This is a genomic window from Gemmatimonadota bacterium (genome assembly GCA_022560615.1).
In the GTDB taxonomy this organism is placed as follows: domain Bacteria; phylum Gemmatimonadota; class Gemmatimonadetes; order Longimicrobiales; family Gaopeijiaceae; genus UBA1138.
Map to the genome: position 1 here is coordinate 23,210 of JADFSR010000021.1, position 20,920 is coordinate 44,129.

Consider the following 20,920-nt stretch of genomic DNA (forward strand, 5'->3'; position numbering starts at 1 on the left):
CGGAAAGGGAGGCGACGAGTGAAGCACCTGAAAGGCATCAACCAGAAAGCCGCTCGCATCGAGGCGTACGTTGCGTACGAGGCTGAAGAAGCGAGGGTAGCCGAGCTCGACGTGGTCGCGCTCGAGAGCAGACCGCCACACGAAGAAGATGGGCCGCACTTCCCGCTGGGATGCTCGCTGGTCTTCTTCCCCGGCTGGGAAGCGGATCGGCAGGGCGGGACCGCGGGTCTGTGCCAGCCGGTGGAGCGCGACCTCTTCGACTGTCACTTGAATTGCTTCTGGCCGGCGCACGTGCCCGACCAGCTCAATCACGCGCCAGACTGGACCGGCAAGTGCGCTTCTGCCCAGAAGGACTGGCGGACGCTCGATCTCATCTTCCCCTAGCCGCCGGCGAGTCCCTGATATGATGCGTTCGCTCATCCGAAGCGCTGCGGCGCTCGTCCTGATGGCGGCTGTGGGAGTGGCCGCCCTCGAGGCCCAGGCCAACGCCCGCTGGTACATCGCCACGTACAGCAACCACCTGCTGGTGTGGGACGAGGCGAGCGAAAAGGTCGTCGACCGGATCGAGGTGAGCAACTTCATCCCGACCGACATCGTGGTGAACGAGAAGAAGGACCGTCTGTACGTGATGGAGGCGAGTTCGCAGAAGGTCGAAGTCGTGGACCTCGGGACGAACCAGGTCATCGACGAGTTCACGCTCTCCGAGGGCAACGTGGCCGTGCGCATCGGCAGCTTCGCGCCGCATCCGTCGGACGAGCGGGCCGTGTTGTTCGTGAAGCGCTATACCAAGCACAGCGATCGCTACGAGGTGGAAGGGCCGTTCATCCTCGAGTACGACCTGATCACCAAGACGGTGAGCGACACGATCCCGTGGCCGGACGGCGAAGAGCGTGAGAACGTCAGCTTCCGGTACTCACCCGACGGCAAGACGCTCTACCTCTTCACGGACGACATCATCGCCCTCGACGCCGAGACCTTCGAGGAAGTCGATCGTTGGGAGATCTCCCAGGCACTCGAACCCGGCCTCGGTCGGCCGAGCTTCGGAGTGACCCCAGGCACGTATGATCAGGACGGTGTCGTGACGAGCCTCTTCCGCATGACCGACCCGGCGCAGAACCGACGCATGATGGGCATCGCGCGCGTGCGGCTCTCCGAGAAGGAAGTCGACTTCTACACGCTCGGCACCAACGAGCCCGTCGGCCGCTTCAGCGTCGCCCCGGGCGGCGAGAAGGCGTTCGGCCTGTTCGCGGAGATCGGCCGTTACGAGTTCTGGGAATTCGACCTCGTGAACCGGCGCGTCGCGCAGCGCGTCCCCTTCGCGGGCCGACCCCGCATGGGACTGCAAGTGAGCGCGGACGGACAGAAACTGTACATTCACGTCGCCGGAAACACGATCGACATTTACGACTCGAGCACATTCGAGTATTTGCGCACGGTCAGCTTCGACGAAGACATGACCGGTGTGGCGGTGATTCCCCAAGGAGGCAGCACACCATGAAACGCTTCGCCATGTCGTTCACCCTCGTCTTGGTGGTCGCGGCATGCTCGTCAGGGCCGCCGGAGCCGCCACCGCCCCCTCCGTTCACCCCGGCTGGCGTCTTCGACATCACCATCGACGCGATGGGCACCGAGATGGCTGGCTCGATGACGATCGAGGGCATGGACGGCGCCTACACGGGCAGTCTCACAACCGACCTCGGTACTGTCGCGCTCACGGATTTCGCCGTGGACGGCATGGAAGTCACATTCGCCGGGACCATGCCCCAGTTCTCGATCGAGTTTACGCTGACCTTCGAGGGTGACGGGTTCACTGGTGCTTTGGACTTGGGCGACATCGGCACCGGCTCGATCACGGGAGTGAAGCGGTAGGACACATCCACGCCCCTGTCGTGACGTGACGCTGCTCGACCCTCACTTCAAGCGTGCCTTGGCGTTCGTGCGCCCCTACGCGGCGCCTCTGGTACCGGTCGTCCTGCTCTCGCTGGCGGGGACCGCGCTCAACCTGGTGCTTCCGTATCTGTCGAAGGTGCTCGTCGACGATGCGCTGATCGCACAGGACTTCGGCACGCTCACGCGCATCGTCGGCCTGTTCGTCGGGGTCACGGTGCTCTCGTTCGGCATGAACGTGCTGAGCGGCATGCGCTACATGAGGGTGTCCGCCGACATCCTCTTCGACATGAGGCTGCACCTGTATCGGCATCTGCAACGTCTGTCGCCTCGCTTTTACGCCAAGACGCCTCTGGGCGACGTAGTCTCGCGCATCAACGGGGACATCAGCGAGATCCAGCGCGTGACCACGGAGGCTGCACTCTCCTGGTTCGGTCAGGTGGTCGCGCTGATCGGCACCGTGGGCATGCTGATCTATCTCGACGTTCGGCTCTTCATGGTAGGGCTCATCGCGCTTCCGCCCGCGCTCTTCGCGCTCGTGCGCTACCGCAGACAGCTCGAGGACCGGGTACGAGAGCTGAGAGAACGCAGTGCCGACATCGGCACGTTCCTGATCGAGACGCTGCAGGGCATGCGCACCGTGGTCGGCGCCAACGCGCAGGAGCGAGAGGTCACGAAGTTCCGGGGGAAGAACTATTCGTTCGTCGACGCGCTGCTCTCCATGCGACTCTTCACGTACCTCGCGGGTGGGTTGCCGGGCCTCATGCTTTCGGTGGGCACGGGCGCGGTGTTCCTGTATGGAGGCTACCGCGTCATCAATGGAGCGACGACGCTCGGTACGTTCATCGCGTTCATGGCGTACCAGATGCGCCTCATGTCGCCCATCCAGGGGCTGATGGGGCTGTACTCCAACCTCGCCACGGCGCGCGCGTCGCTCGTGCGCGTGCACGATCTGCTCGACACACCCGCGGAGGTGACCGAGCCCGACGAACCCGTGGCGCTGACGGAGTGCGAGGGAGCGGTCGCGCTCGAGGGTGTGCGCTTCGGGTTCGGCAGGGGTGGTGAGGTGCTGGCGGGCATCGACCTGAAGATCCCTGCCGGCCAAGTCGTCGCCCTGGTGGGCGCGAGCGGCAGCGGCAAGTCGACGATCGCGGATCTACTCTCTCGGCAGCTCGACCCGGAAGAGGGGCGAGTGCTGCTCGACGGCCACGATCTGCGGTCCTTGGCGCTGCAGGACGTTCGGCGGCAAGTGGCGGTCGTTGAGCACGCTCCGTTCATCTTCCACGCCACGGTTGCCGAGAACGTTCGCTACGCACGCCCGGACGCGACAGACGCGGAGATCGACGAGGCGATCGAAGCCGCGGGTCTGTCCGACCTGGTTGCGCACATGCCTGACGGTACCGAGACCGTGGTAGGCGAACGCGGAAGCCAACTGTCGGCCGGCGAACGCCAGCGACTCGCCATCGCGCGCGCGTTCCTCGCCGACCCCGCGGTGCTGATCTTCGATGAAGCCACCGGGGCACTCGATCCGGCCTCCGAGGCCGTGGTGCTCGCGGGCTACGACAAGCTCATGCGCGGTCGTACCACGGTGGTGATCACACACCGTATCGACCTGGCGAGACAGGCGGACAGGGTTGTCGTCATCGAGGACGGCAAGGTCGCCGAAGACGGTCCGCCCAGTGTTCTCGAGGCGGAGGGGCGGGCGTTTCGCGATGTCTTCCTGGACGTGCTGACCAGATGAGTGCGTCGCCGCACCACGAAGACCGTCGGCGGGTGGCCCGAGCGGAAGCTGTTGGAGTCGGCCCCCTCCGACGATGACTGACGCCCCCGTCACCGTCGCGATCGTCGACAGCGGCGTCAACGTACCTCACCCCCATTTGCCGGGAGTCGCGGGCGGGGTGTTCATCGACCTGCATGGCAAGGAGCACGAGGACTATACGGACGGTTTGGGTCACGGCACCGCTGTCGCCTCCGCGATCCACGAGAAGGCGCCGGCTGCCGAGATCTACGCCGTGAAGGTCTTCGAAGACGCGCTCGCGACCACTGTTCCTACGCTGGTGCGCGCGATCGACTGGGCGTCCGAGCGCGGTGTCCGACTCGTGAACCTGAGCCTGGGCACGCCGAACGACTTTCGTGCCGACGAGCTGGTGCCGGCCGTCGAGCGCTCGATCGAGCGGGGAACGATTATCGTCTCCGCGCACGAGCACGAGGGACAACCCATGTACCCCGGGTGCCTGGAGGGCGTCGTGGGCGTGATGCTGTCCTGGGATCAACCCAGAGAGAGGGTAGCGACGGTCGTTCTCGAGTCCGGCGGCTCTGCGCTCGTCGCGTCGGGCTACCCACGCCCGATCCCGGGCGTGCCGCCCGAGCGCAATCTCAACGGAATCAGCTTCGCGGTCGCGAACGCCACCGGAGCGCTCGCCGCGGCCCTCGCCGGAAGCCCCGGGCGGCGATCGGCCGAAGCCGCGATGGATGCGCTCCGGAGTGAGGGGGAACGGGTCTGACGCCGACACTACCGGCGCTTGGAGATCAGGGGCACTCTGAGATCACCGTGACGCCGTTCGCCTCCAGCATCGCGATATCCTCGCAGCGCACGTTCGTCCCGGTGAGATAAACCGTGGCGTTTCTCCCAAGCCCCGCGTTGTCGATCAAGGGCTGGATATCAGTAAGCGCGTTGTTGTTGTCGAGCACAAGGGTAGTCAGGAACGTCAGCCCAGTCAGCGGGCCGACATCCGAAATCGAGGTCCCATCGAGGCCGAGGACCGCGAGCGTCGTGAGGCCACTCAGAGGAGAGAGCTCGGCGACGGAGTTTTCGCCTAGGTCGAGCAGGTTGAGGTCGGTCAGCCCACTCAGCGGGGTGAGGTTGGTAATCGAGTTGTTGAAGAGGACCAAGCGAAGCATGCCAGTGATCCCGGCCAACGGGCTGATGTCGCTTATCGAGTTGTGATCCAGGCCGAGGACCTGCAGACCAGTGAGGCCGCCAAGCGGGCTGACGTCGCTGACCGAATTCCGACTGAGAGTGAGGCCGATGAGGCTGGACAGCCCGCTCAGCGCGCTGATGTCCGTGATGGAGTTTTCGCGTAGGTCGAGGAGCTCGAGGCCGGTGAGCCCACTCAGCGCGCTGATATCGGAGATCGAGTTGCCGGCGAGAAGCAGCTCATCGAGGCCGGTGAGATTCTGCGCCCCCGCCAGGCTCGTGATCCCGCCATCGTTGGCGGGCAGGGACTCGAGAGAGGTGACGAGCTCGCACGTGAGCGCGCCGCCGCTGGCGAGCCCCAGAGCGGTCCGCACCTTGGCTTCGAGACCGGGGTCCGCGAATGCCGCGACCGCGTTCTCCTGACTGCCGCAGAGTTCCTCGGGGCCGAGAAGTGGCCCGGTGGAGTCACTACACCCTGGAGTGGAGAGCAGCAGCCCGGTCACCAGCACACGCGACCCGCGCTTCATCGAAACAGTCCCCACACGAGTTGAAGCCCACCCCAATGCAGCAGGGCCAGCCCCTTTGGTAGCCCGGGTTCCACCGTCGACCCTCCCCGCGAGCCGCCGGCCGCCCTGGCCCATCCGACCGAGACGGCCGCGATAGTCGCGATCAGGGCGATCGTTCTCACCGGGCTGAACCGCGCCACTTCGAGCGAGCGCACATCCCCCGATAGGACGCCGAGCCTGGGAGGCACAAACGTGGCGCCGGCTGCGGGCGCTTCGGACGAGACGATCGAGTCGTTGATGATCAGCGGATGTTTCAAGGTGATCGTGGCTCCCCCGGAGACCGTGACCCGCACCGAGGAGGGCCGCTGCTCGGCGATCAGTCTCTCCGGGCTGACCGTCGCAGGCTGCCACGTCCTACATCCGGCGAGCAGTCCCAAAAGGATTACGGTCAGCAACGGGCGCGCCGCGGAAACCCTGACACTCATGCCTAGATCGCCTTTCTGTGGTGAAGCGCGACTGCCGTTCAGCACGCAGTGCGTCGCAGGGACCCTCGACGAGCGAACATGCCGAGGTCGCGCGTGTATCGTAAGCTACAGTACGTCTTCCCGAGGTGCACTGGGGCTATCATGCGCTGCTCGATCTGTGGCAGGCCTGGACTTTTCGTCGCGGGCCTCGCCGTCGCGGTTTCGACCGCCGCTTGTAGTAGCGCCATGACGAACTCGCCCAGCCCGTTCTCCGACAGGCCGACTACCGTAGAACTCGAGGACGAACCGTGGTCGCCCGACGAGATCGGCCACGCTGAGATCGTGAGCCGTGGGGACAACTATCACACCGCGATGGAGTTGATCCGACGCCTACGCCCCGGTTGGCTTCGTGCCCGCGGCCAGAATTCTTTCACCGATGCGAGCGCGAGGTATCCCGTCGTCTATCTCGACGAGATCCGCCATGGGGCGTTGAGTACGCTCCACGGGATTCCCTCCAGTCAGATCCTGAGTATGCGGTTCGTCGGTACAGCCGATGCAACGACCCGCTGGGGCACTGGACACCCAGCGGGGGTCATCAACATCGCGACCGGACGCTGATCGGGCCGTCCGGTCTTCTCACTAACTGAACACGAAATCGGAGGCGGACCGCGAGCGGCCCGCCTCCGACTCTTTCGGGGAACGACGGCTTCCCCGCTGTCCAGGCCTCGATCAACCTCCGCCGATGTTCACGTTGTTCTGGAACTCGGTGGCCGGAAGATCGAAGCATATCTGACTCCCGTACGCGCCTCCGAAGCCGTCGTCCGTCCCGGTCGCCGGGAAGAGCGGAATGTTGAGGCGCTTGAGGTCCTGAAGGTGGTGCCCCTCCAGGAACATCTCGGCCGAGCGCTCGTAGACGATCTGGTCCATGAGCTCTGCCGTGTTGAGGCCGCCCGAGTACGCCGGCAGCCCCACCGCGGCATGCAGCGCGTCGAAGATGGCCACCGCGTTCGCGAAGTCACCGGACTCGATAGCGGCCTCGGCGATGATGAGCTGTGCTTCCTCCCAGCTCGCCATCTCGACCGGCGAACTGGCGTCGGGGTACTTGTCCGCCGTCCAGATCGCGATGCCGGTCTGGGGGTTGGTGGTCCCCTCGTCCGTCACAGCCACCCGTGGATCGGGCACTCCGTCGTACGAGAAGTTCCTGTACGGCTCCGCGACCGTCACGTTCTCGTCATCGATATTGAACTCCCACTGCTTGTTACGCGTGACGCTCTCGGCGTTGGAGTAGGCCAGCTCGAACGAGAAGCCAGCCGGCACCGCTGAGGCAGTCGTCGCGGCTGCCGCTTTCTGGCCCAGATTGAGCTGCGCCCTCGCCTTGCCGACCCGGGCGGCGTTGAGGATGTCACCCGCCGCGCCCGCGGCAATCGCCTGGTCGAAGCGCTGAATGGCGAGATTGAAAGCGTCCGTCGGGGTCTGCTCCGGCCCCTCGTCGAACGCGACGGAGCACATGGATTCACCGAAGAGCGTGTACGTAAACCCGGCGTACATCGCCACTTCGGCCTCGAACTCCGCCTTGTCCGGAACGTCGGCGACATCCCAGCCAGCCAAGAGCCCGAGTGTCAGGTCGGCGAGCCAACGCGTTCTGGAGAGTGGCTTATAGATCGCCGGTTGATTGCTCCCGCAGTCGGCGCTCGCGTACTGAGACCCGTATCCGCTCGTGTCGTGCACCCGCTGATCCCAGATGTTCAGGACCGAGTTGTTCGAGGCGTCCCTCCACTCGTTCCCGGTAAGGGCGCTCGCGGTCGCATAGTAGGTCAACGTGCACCGGAATTCGTTGGCCACGCTGGCCACGAGGAGCGCGGCCGCCGCCGGATTCTCGAGGTCGCTCGCCACGACCCTCGAAGGAGCTTCAACCGTGAGAAGGTCGTCGAGCGCGTCGCACGCACCCATGAAGACCGTCAAGGAGAGCACGAGGGCAGGGATCGTCATCGATCTTTTCGTCATGATCTAGCCTCCTACATGCCCAGGCGGACGGTGAGTGTGATCGAGGTCAGCGGCGGGATGCCGGAATCCTCTTGCGGTTCCCGGTTTCCGCTGAAGGTATTGCTTGGATCGATAACCTCCGGATCGTGGTGCGGCCACTCTTGCCAGTTGGTCCAGAGCATGCCGAGGTTGCGAGTCGCGAGACTCAGGGTCCCTCGGGTCGACCCGAGCTTCTGCACCCACTCGTCCGGCATCCGGTACGTGAGTGAGAGTTCCCTAAACCGGACGAACGACGCCTTGTTGACCCAAAGTGCGAACTCGCCGCTGGCGCCGAATTGGGCCTCGGCAACTGTATTGATGTCGTGCTCGCGCGGGAAGAGGTTGACTCTCGTCTGCTGGAACGCGGCGTACCTCCACCAGCCCTGCAGATCGTACTTCGTCTGGCCGATCTTACCCTGGACGAGCGCGTCGATCGTGAGGCGATCGCCGATGTTGAACGACGACCCGAACGACAGCTCGTAATTCGGATCTGGATGTCCCTGGTAGATCCACGCGGACGGGGTGCATTCGACCGGCTGCCCGCCGCCGTTGTCACAACGCATGGTGTCGCGATTGATCTGATCCGAGCCGTCTACGTACTCGGCGAAGATCACCTTCGGGGCGAAGAGCGAGCCCACCGGGTAGCCCTCCTGGTGTCGCGTCGTCCATCCGAGCTGCAGGAAGCCGTCGAGGCCAAGCTCCTCGATCCGGTTCCTGTTCGTGCTCCCGTTGAAATTGATCGTCCAGCCGAACGCCTGCGTGTCGATCACGCGGGCGTTCAGGGCGAGCTCGACGCCTCGGTTGTTGATCCGTCCGATGTTCACGAACTTCTGAGCAGTGAAGCCGGTCGAGGGAGCGATGTTGCGCCCCACGATCGCGTCCTTCGTGGTCTGGTCGTAGTACGTGAAGTCCACGGAGACACGGTCATCGAATAACCTCGCGTCGAAGCCGACCTCGATCTCGACACCCCGCTCCGGACCGAGTTGGCTGTTACCGGGTGAGAGGGGACGCAACGTCGCCTTCCCAGACGGCGAGGCCCGAGTGGTGAAGCTGCGGAGGGCGTCGAAAGCATCCGGCTGCTGACCCGATTCACCGTAGGCGGCGCGAAGCCGGAACGAGTTGACGAAGTCCAAGCCCCAGAAGTTCTCTTCGCTGACCACCCACGACGCGCTGAGCTTCGGGTAGTAGACGAGGTCGAAGTCCTCACCGAACGAGCTGTTGTCGTCGGCGCGGATCGCACCGGTCACGAAGAGTCGGTCGTTCCAGCCGATCTGCTGCTGCAGGTACACGCCGACCGTATTGTTCTCGACGACGTTGTCGGAGCCCGTGCGCAGGCCAGCGGCACTGACGCTCGCCAAGCCGATCGCAGGGAAGCGTCGGCCGTTCGCTACCACTTGCTTGATCGACTTCGTATAGACCTGGAAGCCCGCCGAGGTCGTGGACCGGAGGCTCTGCGACACGTCTCGCGTGGCCGACGTGGCGTAGTCGAAGGTGCTGTAGATCACCGACTCGCGATTCACCCTCTTGCCGCCGAGGGCGGTATTCGTTCCGTAGAACTGCGCCGACTCGGGACTCAGGAAGTTGTCCAACTGGTCTTCCAGCTGGTCGGTGACGTCCAGGCCGAACGTGAGTCTTTGTGTGAACCAGTCGGTAGGCGTGTGCGTCGCCGTGACGCCCGCTGTCATGCGGTTCGCCTCGTGAAGATCGAGGTCCTTCTCGATCCGGGACTCCGGCGTCGCTCTGCGGTAGCCGCGCCGCGCGTCACCGGCTCCAAGCCGGGTTGGGTCAGCATACACCGCCTCCTCGTATGGAAAGTCGGAGGGGAGACGGAGACGTGTGAGTCCGATACCCGCGTTCACTGAGATCGTCAGGTCGTCGTTCGGCTGCGCTCTGACGTTGACCCGGCCGTTGTACTTCTTCGCCCAGCTGTTCAGTGTCACGCCGTCTTCGGAGGAAGCGGAACCGGCGATGAAGTACTGGAAGACATCCGTGCCACCGGACACGTCGATTCCGTAGTACTGCGTGCGGGCGTTCCGGAAAATCAGGTCCGACTCCGCCTGGTTCTCCAAGATGTTGAGCGACTCGATCTGACCGCTGCTCGGATTCACGCCCCAGTTGGTGGGCGTGTGTCCGGCAGGATCCCGGAACCACTGCGAACCTTGTCGCAGCGTGAAGTTCCACTGGGCTTCCCCGATACCGCCCGACTTCGTCTTGATGTTGATCACGCCGTTGGCGGCCTCGGTGCCGTACAGCGTCGCCGCTGCGGGCCCCTTGATCACCTCGATGCTCTCGATCATCGCCGGGTCGAGGTCGTCGATCCGGGAAACGTCCCGGCCGCCGCTCTCCATGCGGTTGTTGACGCGAATACCGTCGATGTAGATGAGTGGTCCGTCGTTCACGAGCCGCATCGTCGAGCTGCCGCGGATCTTGATCGTGGATGCGGTGCCGGCGTCACCTGAGCCCTGCTGCACGACGACTCCGGCCAGGCGACCCCGCAGAAGGTCCGAGACGTTGGTGATCGGCTGAAGCTCCGCGACCCGTGCGTCGAGCACCGCGACGGAGTTACCGATCTCGCGTACTCGGCTCGCTGCCGCTGTGCCCGTCACGACGAGTGCGTCCAGCTCGAGCGCTTGCTGACTGAGGAAGACGTTCTGAACCACGGTCTGTCCGGCACCGACGGTCACCGTGACGGACTCCGTCCGGTAGCCGAGAGACTGCACGGTTAGCGTGTGTGTGCCGACGGGCACACTCACGAGGAGATACTCACCGTTGCTCCGCGTGAGGACGCCAAGCTCCAGGCCCTCCAAAAAGACCTGCGCCGATTCGATCGGGTTTCCGGTGGCCTGGTCCCGCACAGCGCCTGTGATCGATTGAGCTTCCAGAAGGTTCGGCGATGCCAGAACCAGCACCGCAAAAGCAAACAACGCACGTAATTTCATCTCATCCTCCCCTTGCGACATGACGAGTCGGTTCCCGACCCTTGCGCAACGTACGGTTGGGCCCGTCTAACCAACAGAGCACATCGCGTACCGAACGCCCGCCGACGTTTCGGTTCCTCTCCCTCAGGGCGGCCGGGGGCCTCGGATTCAGCTGGGCCGCCTCGTGGACGGCCATTGCATCGTAGGCACCATCGGCCAAGACGGAGGCACAAAGGCCGATCGAGCACGGAGTGTGGGTGGATCCGCTAGAGCGGTGGGTGGAGGGGACTCTGGCGATGACTACCAGAGCGTGCGGACGGGGTACTCACGGATCGCTTCGTCCGGGGTGACGATCGTGAGCCCGTGCTCGATGGACTGGCAGACCAGCATGCGATCAAACGGATCTCGATGGAGCGCCGGGAGCCGAGGAAGCTGAAGGACGGCCGCTTCGCACAACGCCAGCTCCTCGAATGAGTGGTCCCTCCTCAACCTGGGGATGAGCGCTTGAGGGGACTCGGAGAGCGGGAGCTTTCCCAACCCGTGCTTCACGGTGATCTCCCAGGCCGATACCGAACTGAGAAAGACGCGTCGCGTAGGATCCGCGATCGCGGCGCGTGCGTCGGCCGTAACCGCCGGATCTCCCGACACCCACCAGAGAAAAGTGACGGTGTCCAGAAGTAGGTTCACGGCTCGGAGCCTTCGAAACCCAACTGAACGTCTGGCGGGAGAGGCTCGAAGAACGCAGTCGACACTTCGAGCGTCCCCGTTGCCAGACCGAAAGGACGGGGCCCCTCGCTCACTCGCGCGGTAGCACGCAGTTCCGCAACCGGCACGTTTCGCCGACAAATCACGACGACTTCGCCGGCTTCCACGCGGGCGAGGTACTCAGAGAGCTTCGCTTTCGCCTCGTGCACATTGATACGGATCATGACTATATACTTGACTATGTTTGGGACTAAATTCAAGCCCTGCATGCGCCGCAGGCCCGTTTGGGAAGGTGCTGGCGAAAGAAGGGCGGGGCGATGGTGACGCGGGACCGTTTGACTCTTGGCTGTCCCCCTGCTCTTCGTGGCCACTGTGGTCGATGCCGAACCCGCACCCCCGGCTGCAGCGGTTGGCGTCCGACAGGTCCGTCCAGCGTCAGCCTACAGCTTGCTCTTCGCTCACCGCAGCGATCGTGCACCGACCGTCGGGCTGTCTGAGCGTCGGGTACGACACCCCGAGCTGATCGAGGTAGGAGTCGTACTCATCCGGGTTGTAGTAGTACCTCCGCATCTCCTCCCGGAACTCGTCCAGGATGCCCGCGTTCATCTCGATCGCAGGCTGGTCGGTGGGGCTAATGAACGGCGTGTACTGCAGGTCGGCGGTCTGCACGTCCCGGAAGTAGTCCCACGCGGCTTCGACCAGATCCGGGCGGACCATGAAGTCCAGGAGGGTCATCGACTGAGCGACGGCACCCTGGGTCGCGCCTTTGTGAGCGATCGGAGTCGCCATCGCGATCGCGTTCGCCCAGTTGTGGCCCGGGAGCCCGGGCATGTTGGACGGGAACGAGAGCGTCGCCGTCGGTACGTTCCAGGAGACGTCGCCGATATCGTCGGCGTAGCCAGCGGTACGTTGTGCCTCTGTGGGCGCTGGGCGCAACCGACTGAGCTCGGTGGCGAGCCCCGTCTCGGGCCCTCCGACCTCGCGCTGGGTGGCGCGGGCGAAGCGTTGGTCGTCTTCCGTCCACTCGGGCAGACCGACGCGCTCGATGTTCGAGTACATCGTTTCGGCGATGACCTTGTTGAAGTGGCCCGGCCAAGCGGTCCCGATGAGGCGCACGTCCTTGAGCGTCGTCCCGGTCATCATCGCGGCACCGCGGGCGACGGAGTCGCCGATCGCGAAGAGGTCAAGGATCTGCTGGTAGTTCTTCTCGCGGAAGTAGAACCAAATCGAAGCCTCCGACGGCACAACGTTCGGCTGATCGCCGCCGTTGTAGACGATGGAGTGCGACCGGTGCTGCAAGCGCAGATGTTCACGGCGGAAATTCCAACCGACTTCCATGAGGCTCACGGCGTCGGCGGCGCTGCGGCCCCTCCACGGGGCGCCCCCAGCGTGCGCCGCGAAGCCCTCGAAGGTGAACATCGCGGAGATCAGGCCCGTGCCCGGGGTCATGCCCCACCCGGTCGAGAGGTTGTTGCCGACGTGCGCATAGAGAACGATGTCGACGTCCTCGAACATGCCCGCGCGTACGTAGTACGCCTTGGTCGCCACGAGCTCTTCGGCGACACCGGGCCAGATTTGAATCGTCCCCGGTAGCCCCTCCCTCTCCATGAGCTCCTTAACCGCGAGCGCGGCCGTGATCTGGACTGCCATACCCGAGTTGTGCCCTTCACCGTGACCGGGCGCACCCTCCACCAAGGGGAGACGGCAAGCGACCCCTGGCATCTGAGATGCTTTCGGTATGTCGTCGATGTCCGTACCGAGCGAGATCTTCGGGCGGCCCGAACCCCAGGTGGCGACCCAGGCCGTCGGGATCCCCGCTACGCCTTCCTCGACCGTGAAGCCGTTGTCCCGCAGCAACGCGACCAGGTATCGCGACGTCTCGAACTCCTGAAAGCCAAGCTCACCGAAGCTGAAGATCTGATCGACGATGTTGGCCGTGAACTTCCTCCTGCCCTCGATCGACTCGGCCAGCTGGCTCTTCCACTCGTCCAGCTGCGCGGGTTGGGCGGTGGCGGCTCGAGGTGTGCCGAGGGTCAGTAACAGGAGGGCGGTCGGGCAGATGGTGCGCAGCAGCATGAAGGACCTCGCAGGCGACTTCGGGAACGGGAGCTAGGAGGACAACATGAGGTGGTGGCGCCAGGGCGGCGAGGGGCTGTCCGTCTTCTCCACAGGCCCCCGCAAGGAGGAAAGTGTGCTCCTGCCTGCGCACGGCACGGCGAGCGAGGAGGAAAACGAGCGACTTCTTCAGGCGATGGATGAGGTCGCGGCCGTGATTGCCAAAACGCCGTTCCGATCGGTCCGCAGCGTGGCGCTCCGTGAGGACTGGCCCGAGAGACGGTCCGTGGCCGAGGCACGGATTCGGGACTTCGTGCGACAGGAGACCGCTGCTGGTCGCCGCGTCATCGTGGTCCCGATGAGGCTCTCGGGATTCGGGGGCCCTACGCTGAGGTCCTGGCGGGCCTCGTGTACACGCCGAGCGAGGGCCTACTGCCACACCGTGCCGTATCCACTTGGCTTCGACGTACCGCTTCCCGAGTGATCTGCGGCAGTGGTTGGGACGATCCGAAAGAGCATCTCGCGGGCGTTGGTTTGCCACCCGTCCTCGATCTTGTACTCCTGGAGGAAACGCTCCAGATAATCCTTTGCCCGAGGCGCGTCGCCCGCTTCGAAGCGCGCGGTCCCCGCGTGGTAGAGCGCCATGTAGTGATTGGGCCAGAATTCCACAACGAGCTCCATGAGGGGACCCGCGGCAACGTCATCACCCGCATCTGCTGCGGGGTGTCCGACCGCGAAGACGACCCTCGCACCCTTCCACTGATCTTCGGCGGACAGCGTGAGCAGTCGCGCGCGCGCGTCATCCGTCCGGCCGGCGAGGGCCAGACACGCGGCCTCGTGCATCGTCCCTTCTGCGCCCTCGGGCGCAGGGGACCACGCGAGGCGGGTCATGACGTCGACCGGGTTGCAGAAGGGGCGCATCGAGGTCAACCACTCTTCCGAGGTCACGGATCCGGTAGCTGCCAGATCGCCGCTCGGATCGGGCGACGAGCGCACCAGAGTCGGTCGGTTGTCCGGGGAGGGCCCCGCACCTGAGAAGACAACGGCCGAAAAGCCGGAAAACGCGAACGCCGCGATCGCCCAAATCAAAATGACGCTGCTCTTGTCGCGCACTTTTTGCCTCCTTCGACACTCGTTTCCGGTCCACGTACGCACTGAACCGACATGAGGGGCTTTGCACGGGTACGCCCCCAATAAGTGGCGAATAAATGGCAAAGCTCATGCCAAATCAGGACATCGAGCTCCCGAAAGCGGCCGGAGCGCTGCGCCTACGCCTCGAGGTAGCCGTCCACCTTCGCCGCCATCAGCGGGTCCCGCCCAAACTGGTTGGGCCCTCGCGTGCCCTTGGCGAAGAGCAGAATCGCGCCCATGTAGATGTTCACGAGCGGAATGAGCAGCAGCCACCAGTGCCACCCGGGCCGGTCGAGGTCGTGCAGCCGCTTGACCGTTACCGCGACTCCTGCCCAGATACCGCCGATCATCACACCGGCGAGAGGGAGAACGAACAAGGGAGTGCCGGTCGTCACCATCATCACTATGAAGACCACCGCGAGCGTGAACATCACGAGGTCGTCCAGCAGGATGTGCCAGAAGTACCAAGCACGGTTGGCACGTCCTTCGAAGGAGAAGAGGTCCAGTAGATTGTCCATCGGAGTCACTCACAAGTGTCGGCCGCGCAAGCCCTCTGCTACCAAGGTTGTACGCGGGATCCCATCCAAGCGTTCACTAGGCCCATCAGCTCCTTGGCCACGTAAGCGATGTCGTTCGACCGACGCCACCACCGGGCCCCGTCATACGGGTCCCGCGTAGCGGGCTGGACTATCACGCCAGCACTGTTCCCCGCCAGCCGCCTCCACAGCGTGCGCACACGCCGAGTGTGGAACTTGGAGGTGACGATGATCACGCGCTCCCCTCCGGTTTGTGAGAGCCTTTTCGAGATCTCACGCACCTCGTCAGCCGTGTTGCGCACGGCTCTGGGAATCACATGGATCACGTCGGTCGGCACGCCCATCGCCTCCAGGATCCGACGATTGTCGTCGGCGTCGACAAAGAGCTCGACCCCGAGCGGCGCAGCCGCAGCCTCGTCTCGGGGGTCCCGGTTCAGCGTCAGCCATACCTCCGGGGCCCAACCCTGGTTGTACAGGTCGGCCCCTTCCATGGCGCGAAACGGCACCTCACCGCTCAGCACGACAATAGCGGCCGATGGCGCCGGCTCGTCGCGCACGACCAGCCAGCTCCCGACGCGCATGAAGGCGACGCCACCCAGCAACAGGACCAGCGCCAGCGACGCCCCGGCGTACCACCACCGCCGGCTCCTCATCGGTCTCTTCTCGTCCGCTTCCATGTCTGAGGAGGACATCGCGCCCTCAATCATCGTCAACAATCGCCTCGGCTTCCATCTCTACCAAGTACCCGTCCCCGATGAGACCAGCGTTCACCAACGTGTTGGCGGGCCTGATCTGGGAGAAACGTGCGCCGTGCGCACGCGCCACGGGGTCCCAGACGGCCGGGTCGTGGATATAGATTCGCGTCCGCACGACGTCTTCGAGCCGACCCCCGAGCGAGAGAATCGCGCCCTCGATCTTGTCGATCACGAAATGGGTTTGGCTGGCCGCATCCGAGCCGCCGATCAACCTGTCGCGATGCGTGGCGGTCGTGCCGGATACGAGTATCCGGTCCCCTTTTCTCACCGCACGACTGAAGCCGGCCACATCCTCCCAGACGGTGCCGCTCGATGCCCTCCTGCGACCCTCCGACTCGGCTTCGGTTGGGTACGGCGGGGGGAAGTCATCGAAGTGGTCGCTCAGGTCTCCGGCCGCGGTCAAGATCGGTGGCCTGCGGTATTCGTCGCCGCAGTCCCCATGGATGGCGTCGAGTTCACCGAGCGCCGAAGTAATCGCGTCGGACCCCTCTTCGTCGAGCGTGAAGTCGAAGAGTGCGAGATTGTCGTCGACGTGCTCGCTGCGACCCAGGCGAGCCCCGACGATGATGCCCGCCACGGCCGGTGCATCCAGGATGTATCGGCACGCCACGTTCGCCACGGAGACGTCCAGGCGTGCGGCCACGCGCGCGACCGTCGAGAGAACGGACTGGAACTTCCCCCAGCCCCCGGCGGCATCGATGAAGCGCTTGTACTTCATCTGCGACCAGGTCTCGAGCGCCTCCAAGCTGGGCTCCGGTGCGCCCAACCACCGCTCGGTGAAGAAGCCTCCCGCGACGGTACCGAATGCCAGCAGGTGGACGCCGTGCTCCAGACAAAACTCGGTCATGGCGCCGAGCGCTCGCTGGTCGAGAAGCGAGTAGCTGACCTGATTCGACACGATCTCGATGCCGCTCTCCACAAGCATGCGTAGATGGACGGTGTCAGTGTTGGTCAGACCCAGATGGCGGATCAGCCCCTCGTCTTTCAGAGCCTGCAGCTCGAAGATGCAGTCGAGCCAGCCTGGGTCCGCGTAGCTCCATGCGTGGAACTGAAGCAGGTCGAGCTGTTGCCGGCCCATGCGCTGACATGCGAGCTCGACCGCGCCTCGCACGCTGTCCTTGGTGACGGGACCCGGCTTGGGCACCCACTTGGTGAGCAGCTGTGAGGCATCGGGCCGCTGCTGCTCGTACCGCCCAGCGATCAGCTCCGACGAACCGTAGTGGTCGGCCATGTCGAAGGTCGTGAGTCCGGCCCTGACGTAGCGGTCCATTTCCCGGGCGGCGGCGTCGAGGTCCGTTTCGAGTCCGTCGCGCTCCATATCGGCGACTTGCCAGAGGCCCGTGAGGACGCGGGAGATCTGCAAACCGGGCGCGAGCTCGAACCGCTCCACCGTCGCACTCATTCGCTTGGAAGCGTTTGGAAGAGCGCCCGCGTATCGACTCCGCTCTTCTTCAGGCCGCTCACCTCACGTGCATAGATCAAGGATGCGATGCCGAGCACGATCAGCCAGAGCGGCGTCGAGTGGAAGTACCACGCGTCCAGCTCGGCCGTGAGATCCTTCCGCACGTGCACAACCAAGAAGACAAGCAACAGCGCGATGCCGGCGGCGGCCAGCGGTACCTGAAGCCTCCGTGACGGGAGAACGGTCACGTCGGCCGCCAGCCGCGGATTGATCCTCGGAAGCCACAACACCGCCATGCACATCACCATGAAGTTCACGAGCATCGAGGTGACGAGGATGTCCACGCCGAGAAAGAAGTCACCTGCGAAGTGACTGCCGAGGATGCTCGCGGAAGCCATCAGCCCGCTGAGCACCAGCGCCACCGTAGGCGTATGCCACTCCTCGTGGACCCTGGCCACCGCCTTTGGAAAGACGCCGTCCTCCGCCCACGCGAACATGAGGCGCGACACTGCGAGAAGCATCGCCGGCAAGTCATTGACGAGGGCGACCGCGGCGCCCATGACGATGAGCACGGTCCAGGTCGGCGAGAGCACATAGCCGAGCAGGCCCGGTGCCGTGAGATCCTGGTTCAGCGCTCGCTCCGCCACGAACTGCCACGGCACCGTGTGGTACACCGCCGCCGTGAAGAGCAGATAGAAGGTGCCAACGGTCACCACCGAGACCCCGATCGCGAGCGGGAGGGAACGCCCAGGGTTCTTGGCCTCTCCCCCCGCTTGAGCGATCGAGTCGAATCCGATGAAGCTCGAGAAGAGGATCGCGGAGGCCGCCAGGAAGCTCGTCCAACTGAACGCGGCAGGCACGGCATCGGGGACCGCCACGCCTTCGCTCGCGAGAAGCCCGGCGGCGAAGTCGCCTTGGTCGAACAGGAAGCCTGCGACGATCACGACCCCGCCCAGTACGAACATCAAGAACATTAGCGGTACCAGAATCCGCTCGTAGAGCTGAAGCCCGCGCATGTTGATGGCGACTGAGGTCCACAGGAAAGCGAGCGCCAAGCCGACTCGGACCGGGCCGGTGTCCAGGAGCGCGGCAATCCCGTCGATGCCGAGGGCCGAGAAAACGTCGCGGATGAACGGGATCAGCAGGTAGGAGACGACGCCGATAGCGATAGAGAGCCCGAACCATTGTGAGAAGCTCGCGACGAAGCCCAGGTACGGGTGCAGGCCCCTGCTGGCGTAGATGTAGCTTCCCCCCGCCCGGGGCATCGCGGACGCCAGGATCGCATACGCGAGTGCTGCGAGAATCGCGGGCACAGCCGCGAAGAGGTACGCCGGCAGCACATAGGGACCGATTCCCGGCACGTTTCTCAGCAGCATGAACGGGACGACGTTGATCGCCGCCCCGAGCATCGAGCAGATCCCGGTCGCCGCCAGGCCCATGAAGCCGAGCTGGCGGGCGAGTCCGGTGGAAGGCGCAGACCCGCCGTCGGTCATGCAGCCGTCGCTTGTGCTTCACCAGCAGCGGGCCGCGAAACGAGCCGCGGCAGCACCACGAGCGCCATCGTCGCGGCCGTGACCGTGCCCAGGATGACCGCAAGGCCGAACCTCTGCGTGGGCGGGAACGAAGACAGCACAAAGATGCCGAAGCCTGCACAGATGATGCCCGTCGCTCCGAGCACCGGCGCACGAATCTGGCTCAACGCCGCGGCCCACGGTGCCTCTACGCCCGCGCCTGATAGCCGTCGGACCCGGACGACGAGGTGGATCATCGAGTCGACGCCCATCGCGAGGGCGACGTTCGCCGCGGGTGAGGTGATGATGTCGACCGCGATGCCGAAGTGGCCGAACGTGCCCAGCACCACCAGCGGGATTCCGGCCAGGCAGAGCCACATACGCGCGGTCGTCGCGAGGGAGCGCGACACCACCATCGCGACGCCGAGGAAGAGCAGCAGCAGCCCTCCGATCCCGACCTTGAGGCTCGACGCGATCAGCTTGCCGAGCTGAGCCTGCAGGTCGTACAGCCCCCCCACCAGTACCGGCTCCAGCCCCGCCTCTCGGGTATGCGAGCGCAACCGGTCGATGACCGCGTCACGTGAGGGCTCATCGACCGACTCGCGCATGCGCAGGAAGAAGTGGCCCTCGTCACGCTCGGCGGACACATACCCCAGGCCGACCGATCCGAGCTGCGGATTCGAGGCCAAATCGAGCAGGACCTGCAAGCTCATGAAGCGGGCGAGTGGCAGCGTGCGCGCGTGCTCGAGCAGCACCGAGGGCCCCAGCACGACCCCGACGGCCGAGTCCGCCTCGAGCGCCGCCTGCATGGCCTGCATCTTCTGAAACACAAGGTCGGAATCGAGGCGGCCGCCCTCCGAGTCGCGGAAGATGATGTCCAGCGTGCTGCTGCCACCGTCCGCATCGATGCGCTCGAGTCCATCGCGCAGCTCGGTCCCTTGCGCGAAGTACGTCAGAAGGCCGGGATCGGTATCAAGCCGGAACGTGCCGACACCCAGGACGACTACGATCGCGGCGGCTACCCCCACCACCACCTTACTCCCGGCGGGAGAACCGAGTTTGGCGACGCGCTCCCGACGCTCCCTGACCGACGCCCATCGACCGAGGAAAGCGGGGTACACCGAGTAGGCGACCGCGATCGCCGTCAGCGTCCCGATCGCGCCCGCGATGCCGAGCTCCCGAAGCGGCTTTGCGGTCGCGATGAGCAGACTCAGGAAGCCCAGCAGCGTGGTCGTCATGCTCCAGAACGAACTCTCTAGCGTGGCGTGGATCCCCTGGCGCAGCGCCTCGACTCTATCGGTCTCGGCCTGGCTCACACGCAACCAATTCGCGGTCAGGAATACCACATGGGAAAGCGTGAGCACGAAGACGATCGTGACGAGGTTCGCGGTGAGCAGACCGATCCCGACGCCGAGCGCCTGCGTGATCATCAGCGTAACGCTGACTGCCACGAAGCATGTCGTCAGCGTGCCCACGACGATGGCCACGTCGCGGTAGATCAACGCGATCAGAACTCCGAAGACGAGCGCCGCGGCGAGGCTGAAGACCACGAGATCACGGAACAGATTCCTACGGATCAACTCTACGATGACCGGGACGCCCGACATCACGATGTCGAGGTCAGGACCGTCATGATTCGCGATCAGCTCCTCGAGCCTGGGGAGGAGGATCTCCGGATCGGCGTCGTCGACTACCAAAATGATGTTCGTCGCGCTCGAGTCCGGCGTGAGCAGCACTCGGCTGAACAGGGGAGAGCTCGGATCGTCCGTCGTGATGCTGTACGCACCGGAGATGCCGTCGATGGCCAAGAACGCGTCGGTGAGGCCCTCGATGCGATCTTCGTAGGCGTCGGGGTCGCCGCTCAGATCCGCCACCCGAACGACGATCTGCGAGCCGGAGCCGTATCGCTCGCTGATCTGTTGCGACGCTTGAAGCTGTGGGTCGTCCTCGGCGAAGAAGAAGTCGCCCTCGACCTCGGGGGACAGGTCGACGAAAGCCCACACACCGAGAAGACCGACCACGGCCAGCGCCAACGCGACCCACGGGGCGGCGGCGGCCGTCCAAGTACGGGGGAACATCCGGTCAGCTCCGAGGTCGTAGGGGAATCGGCA

The 20,920-nt window shown here is 64.8% G+C and carries 20 protein-coding genes; 7 read left to right on the forward strand and 13 right to left on the reverse strand.

What is annotated here, in order from left to right:
- Positions 1-18: 18 nt before the first annotated feature.
- The 5 genes from qhpC to IIB36_12775 all read left to right on the forward strand — a co-directional run bounded on the left by qhpC (position 19) and on the right by IIB36_12775 (position 4,391).
- On the forward strand, positions 19-384 hold the full coding sequence (gene qhpC / locus IIB36_12755; protein MCH7532610.1) for a quinohemoprotein amine dehydrogenase subunit gamma: 366 nt from the start codon (positions 19-21) through the stop codon (positions 382-384).
- 19 nt (positions 385-403) lie between these two features.
- Positions 404-1,498: a hypothetical protein gene (locus IIB36_12760; protein MCH7532611.1), complete on the forward strand. Its 1,095-nt coding sequence runs from the start codon at positions 404-406 to the stop codon at positions 1,496-1,498.
- The gene (locus tag IIB36_12765) at positions 1,495-1,869 is read left to right on the forward strand and encodes a hypothetical protein (protein MCH7532612.1); all 375 of its coding nucleotides are present in this window, start codon (positions 1,495-1,497) and stop codon (positions 1,867-1,869) included. The genes IIB36_12760 and IIB36_12765 overlap by 4 nt, the downstream gene beginning before the upstream one ends.
- A gap of 25 nt (positions 1,870-1,894) precedes the next feature.
- On the forward strand, positions 1,895-3,628 hold the full coding sequence (locus tag IIB36_12770) for an ABC transporter ATP-binding protein (protein ID MCH7532613.1): 1,734 nt from the start codon (positions 1,895-1,897) through the stop codon (positions 3,626-3,628).
- A 73-nt stretch (positions 3,629-3,701) separates the two neighbouring features.
- Positions 3,702-4,391 carry a S8 family serine peptidase gene (locus IIB36_12775; protein MCH7532614.1) on the forward strand — a complete coding sequence of 230 codons (690 nt, stop codon included), beginning with the start codon at positions 3,702-3,704 and terminating at the stop codon, positions 4,389-4,391.
- Positions 4,392-4,416: 25 nt separating this feature from the next.
- On the opposite strand, the gene IIB36_12780 is transcribed toward IIB36_12775, so the two are convergent.
- Both IIB36_12780 and IIB36_12785 read right to left on the reverse strand, forming a co-directional pair.
- Positions 4,417-5,331, reverse strand: coding sequence for a leucine-rich repeat domain-containing protein (locus tag IIB36_12780; GenBank protein ID MCH7532615.1), 915 nt, complete (start codon positions 5,329-5,331; stop codon positions 4,417-4,419).
- A complete protein-coding gene (locus IIB36_12785) occupies positions 5,328-5,795 on the reverse strand; it encodes a hypothetical protein (GenBank protein ID MCH7532616.1) in 468 nt (155 codons plus the stop codon). Before IIB36_12785 ends, IIB36_12780 begins: the two co-directional genes overlap by 4 nt.
- Before the next feature lie 225 nt (positions 5,796-6,020).
- Between IIB36_12785 and IIB36_12790 the strand changes: the two genes are divergently transcribed.
- Positions 6,021-6,392, forward strand: coding sequence for a hypothetical protein (locus tag IIB36_12790; GenBank protein ID MCH7532617.1), 372 nt, complete (start codon positions 6,021-6,023; stop codon positions 6,390-6,392).
- A gap of 111 nt (positions 6,393-6,503) precedes the next feature.
- Here the strand turns inward: IIB36_12790 and IIB36_12795 are convergent, their stop codons facing one another.
- From IIB36_12795 to IIB36_12815, 5 genes are all read right to left on the reverse strand, one after another.
- Positions 6,504-7,778: a RagB/SusD family nutrient uptake outer membrane protein gene (locus IIB36_12795; protein MCH7532618.1), complete on the reverse strand. Its 1,275-nt coding sequence runs from the start codon at positions 7,776-7,778 to the stop codon at positions 6,504-6,506.
- Between the two features lie 11 nt (positions 7,779-7,789).
- Entirely contained in the window at positions 7,790-10,735 is a 2,946-nt protein-coding gene (locus IIB36_12800) for a SusC/RagA family TonB-linked outer membrane protein (GenBank protein ID MCH7532619.1), read from the reverse strand.
- A gap of 279 nt (positions 10,736-11,014) precedes the next feature.
- Entirely contained in the window at positions 11,015-11,401 is a 387-nt protein-coding gene (locus IIB36_12805) for a type II toxin-antitoxin system VapC family toxin (protein ID MCH7532620.1), read from the reverse strand.
- Positions 11,398-11,643, reverse strand: a complete 246-nt coding sequence (locus IIB36_12810) for a type II toxin-antitoxin system prevent-host-death family antitoxin (protein MCH7532621.1) — start codon at positions 11,641-11,643, stop codon at positions 11,398-11,400. Before IIB36_12810 ends, IIB36_12805 begins: the two co-directional genes overlap by 4 nt.
- A 211-nt stretch (positions 11,644-11,854) precedes the next feature.
- Positions 11,855-13,495 (reverse strand): amidohydrolase, encoded by a 1,641-nt coding sequence (locus IIB36_12815; GenBank protein MCH7532622.1) that lies wholly within the window; start codon positions 13,493-13,495, stop codon positions 11,855-11,857.
- Between the two features lie 46 nt (positions 13,496-13,541).
- Here IIB36_12815 and IIB36_12820 point away from each other — a divergent pair, with 46 nt between their 5' ends.
- Positions 13,542-13,958, forward strand: coding sequence for a hypothetical protein (locus tag IIB36_12820; GenBank protein ID MCH7532623.1), 417 nt, complete (start codon positions 13,542-13,544; stop codon positions 13,956-13,958).
- Here the strand turns inward: IIB36_12820 and IIB36_12825 are convergent.
- The 6 genes from IIB36_12825 to IIB36_12850 form a co-directional block, all read right to left on the reverse strand.
- Positions 13,904-14,587, reverse strand: a complete 684-nt coding sequence (locus tag IIB36_12825; GenBank protein ID MCH7532624.1) for a hypothetical protein — start codon at positions 14,585-14,587, stop codon at positions 13,904-13,906. The two genes, IIB36_12820 and IIB36_12825, sit on opposite strands and share 55 nt — an antisense overlap.
- Before the next feature lie 155 nt (positions 14,588-14,742).
- The gene (locus IIB36_12830) at positions 14,743-15,123 is read right to left on the reverse strand and encodes a DUF805 domain-containing protein (protein MCH7532625.1); all 381 of its coding nucleotides are present in this window, start codon (positions 15,121-15,123) and stop codon (positions 14,743-14,745) included.
- A gap of 38 nt (positions 15,124-15,161) precedes the next feature.
- Positions 15,162-15,833, reverse strand: coding sequence for a YdcF family protein (locus IIB36_12835; GenBank protein ID MCH7532626.1), 672 nt, complete (start codon positions 15,831-15,833; stop codon positions 15,162-15,164).
- 7 nt (positions 15,834-15,840) lie between these two features.
- Positions 15,841-17,298: an aldo/keto reductase gene (locus IIB36_12840; protein MCH7532627.1), complete on the reverse strand. Its 1,458-nt coding sequence runs from the start codon at positions 17,296-17,298 to the stop codon at positions 15,841-15,843.
- On the reverse strand, positions 17,295-18,791 hold the full coding sequence (locus IIB36_12845; GenBank protein MCH7532628.1) for an APC family permease: 1,497 nt from the start codon (positions 18,789-18,791) through the stop codon (positions 17,295-17,297). The genes IIB36_12840 and IIB36_12845 overlap by 4 nt, the downstream gene beginning before the upstream one ends.
- Positions 18,788-20,887, reverse strand: coding sequence for an MMPL family transporter (locus tag IIB36_12850; GenBank protein ID MCH7532629.1), 2,100 nt, complete (start codon positions 20,885-20,887; stop codon positions 18,788-18,790). Before IIB36_12850 ends, IIB36_12845 begins: the two co-directional genes overlap by 4 nt.
- Positions 20,888-20,920 lie beyond the last annotated feature (33 nt).

Bases quoted from the DNA above. Each gene is read 5' to 3' on its own strand.
- IIB36_12845 (MCH7532628.1), bottom strand. From the start codon at position 18,791: ATGACCGACGGCGGGTCTGCGCCTTCCACCGGACTCGCCCGCCAGCTC.
- IIB36_12810 (MCH7532621.1), bottom strand. From the start codon at position 11,643: ATGATCCGTATCAATGTGCACGAGGCGAAAGCGAAGCTCTCTGAGTAC.
- IIB36_12795 (MCH7532618.1), bottom strand. From the start codon at position 7,778: ATGACGAAAAGATCGATGACGATCCCTGCCCTCGTGCTCTCCTTGACG.
- IIB36_12765 (MCH7532612.1), top strand. From the start codon at position 1,495: ATGAAACGCTTCGCCATGTCGTTCACCCTCGTCTTGGTGGTCGCGGCA.
- IIB36_12785 (MCH7532616.1), bottom strand. From the start codon at position 5,795: ATGAGTGTCAGGGTTTCCGCGGCGCGCCCGTTGCTGACCGTAATCCTT.
- IIB36_12835 (MCH7532626.1), bottom strand. From the start codon at position 15,833: ATGTCCTCCTCAGACATGGAAGCGGACGAGAAGAGACCGATGAGGAGC.
- IIB36_12850 (MCH7532629.1), bottom strand. From the start codon at position 20,887: ATGTTCCCCCGTACTTGGACGGCCGCCGCCGCCCCGTGGGTCGCGTTG.
- IIB36_12760 (MCH7532611.1), top strand. From the start codon at position 404: ATGATGCGTTCGCTCATCCGAAGCGCTGCGGCGCTCGTCCTGATGGCG.
- IIB36_12840 (MCH7532627.1), bottom strand. From the start codon at position 17,298: ATGAGTGCGACGGTGGAGCGGTTCGAGCTCGCGCCCGGTTTGCAGATC.
- IIB36_12800 (MCH7532619.1), bottom strand. From the start codon at position 10,735: ATGAAATTACGTGCGTTGTTTGCTTTTGCGGTGCTGGTTCTGGCATCG.
- IIB36_12815 (MCH7532622.1), bottom strand. From the start codon at position 13,495: ATGCTGCTGCGCACCATCTGCCCGACCGCCCTCCTGTTACTGACCCTC.
- IIB36_12820 (MCH7532623.1), top strand. From the start codon at position 13,542: ATGAGGTGGTGGCGCCAGGGCGGCGAGGGGCTGTCCGTCTTCTCCACA.
- IIB36_12780 (MCH7532615.1), bottom strand. From the start codon at position 5,331: ATGAAGCGCGGGTCGCGTGTGCTGGTGACCGGGCTGCTGCTCTCCACT.
- IIB36_12775 (MCH7532614.1), top strand. From the start codon at position 3,702: ATGACTGACGCCCCCGTCACCGTCGCGATCGTCGACAGCGGCGTCAAC.
- IIB36_12790 (MCH7532617.1), top strand. From the start codon at position 6,021: ATGACGAACTCGCCCAGCCCGTTCTCCGACAGGCCGACTACCGTAGAA.
- IIB36_12830 (MCH7532625.1), bottom strand. From the start codon at position 15,123: ATGGACAATCTACTGGACCTCTTCTCCTTCGAAGGACGTGCCAACCGT.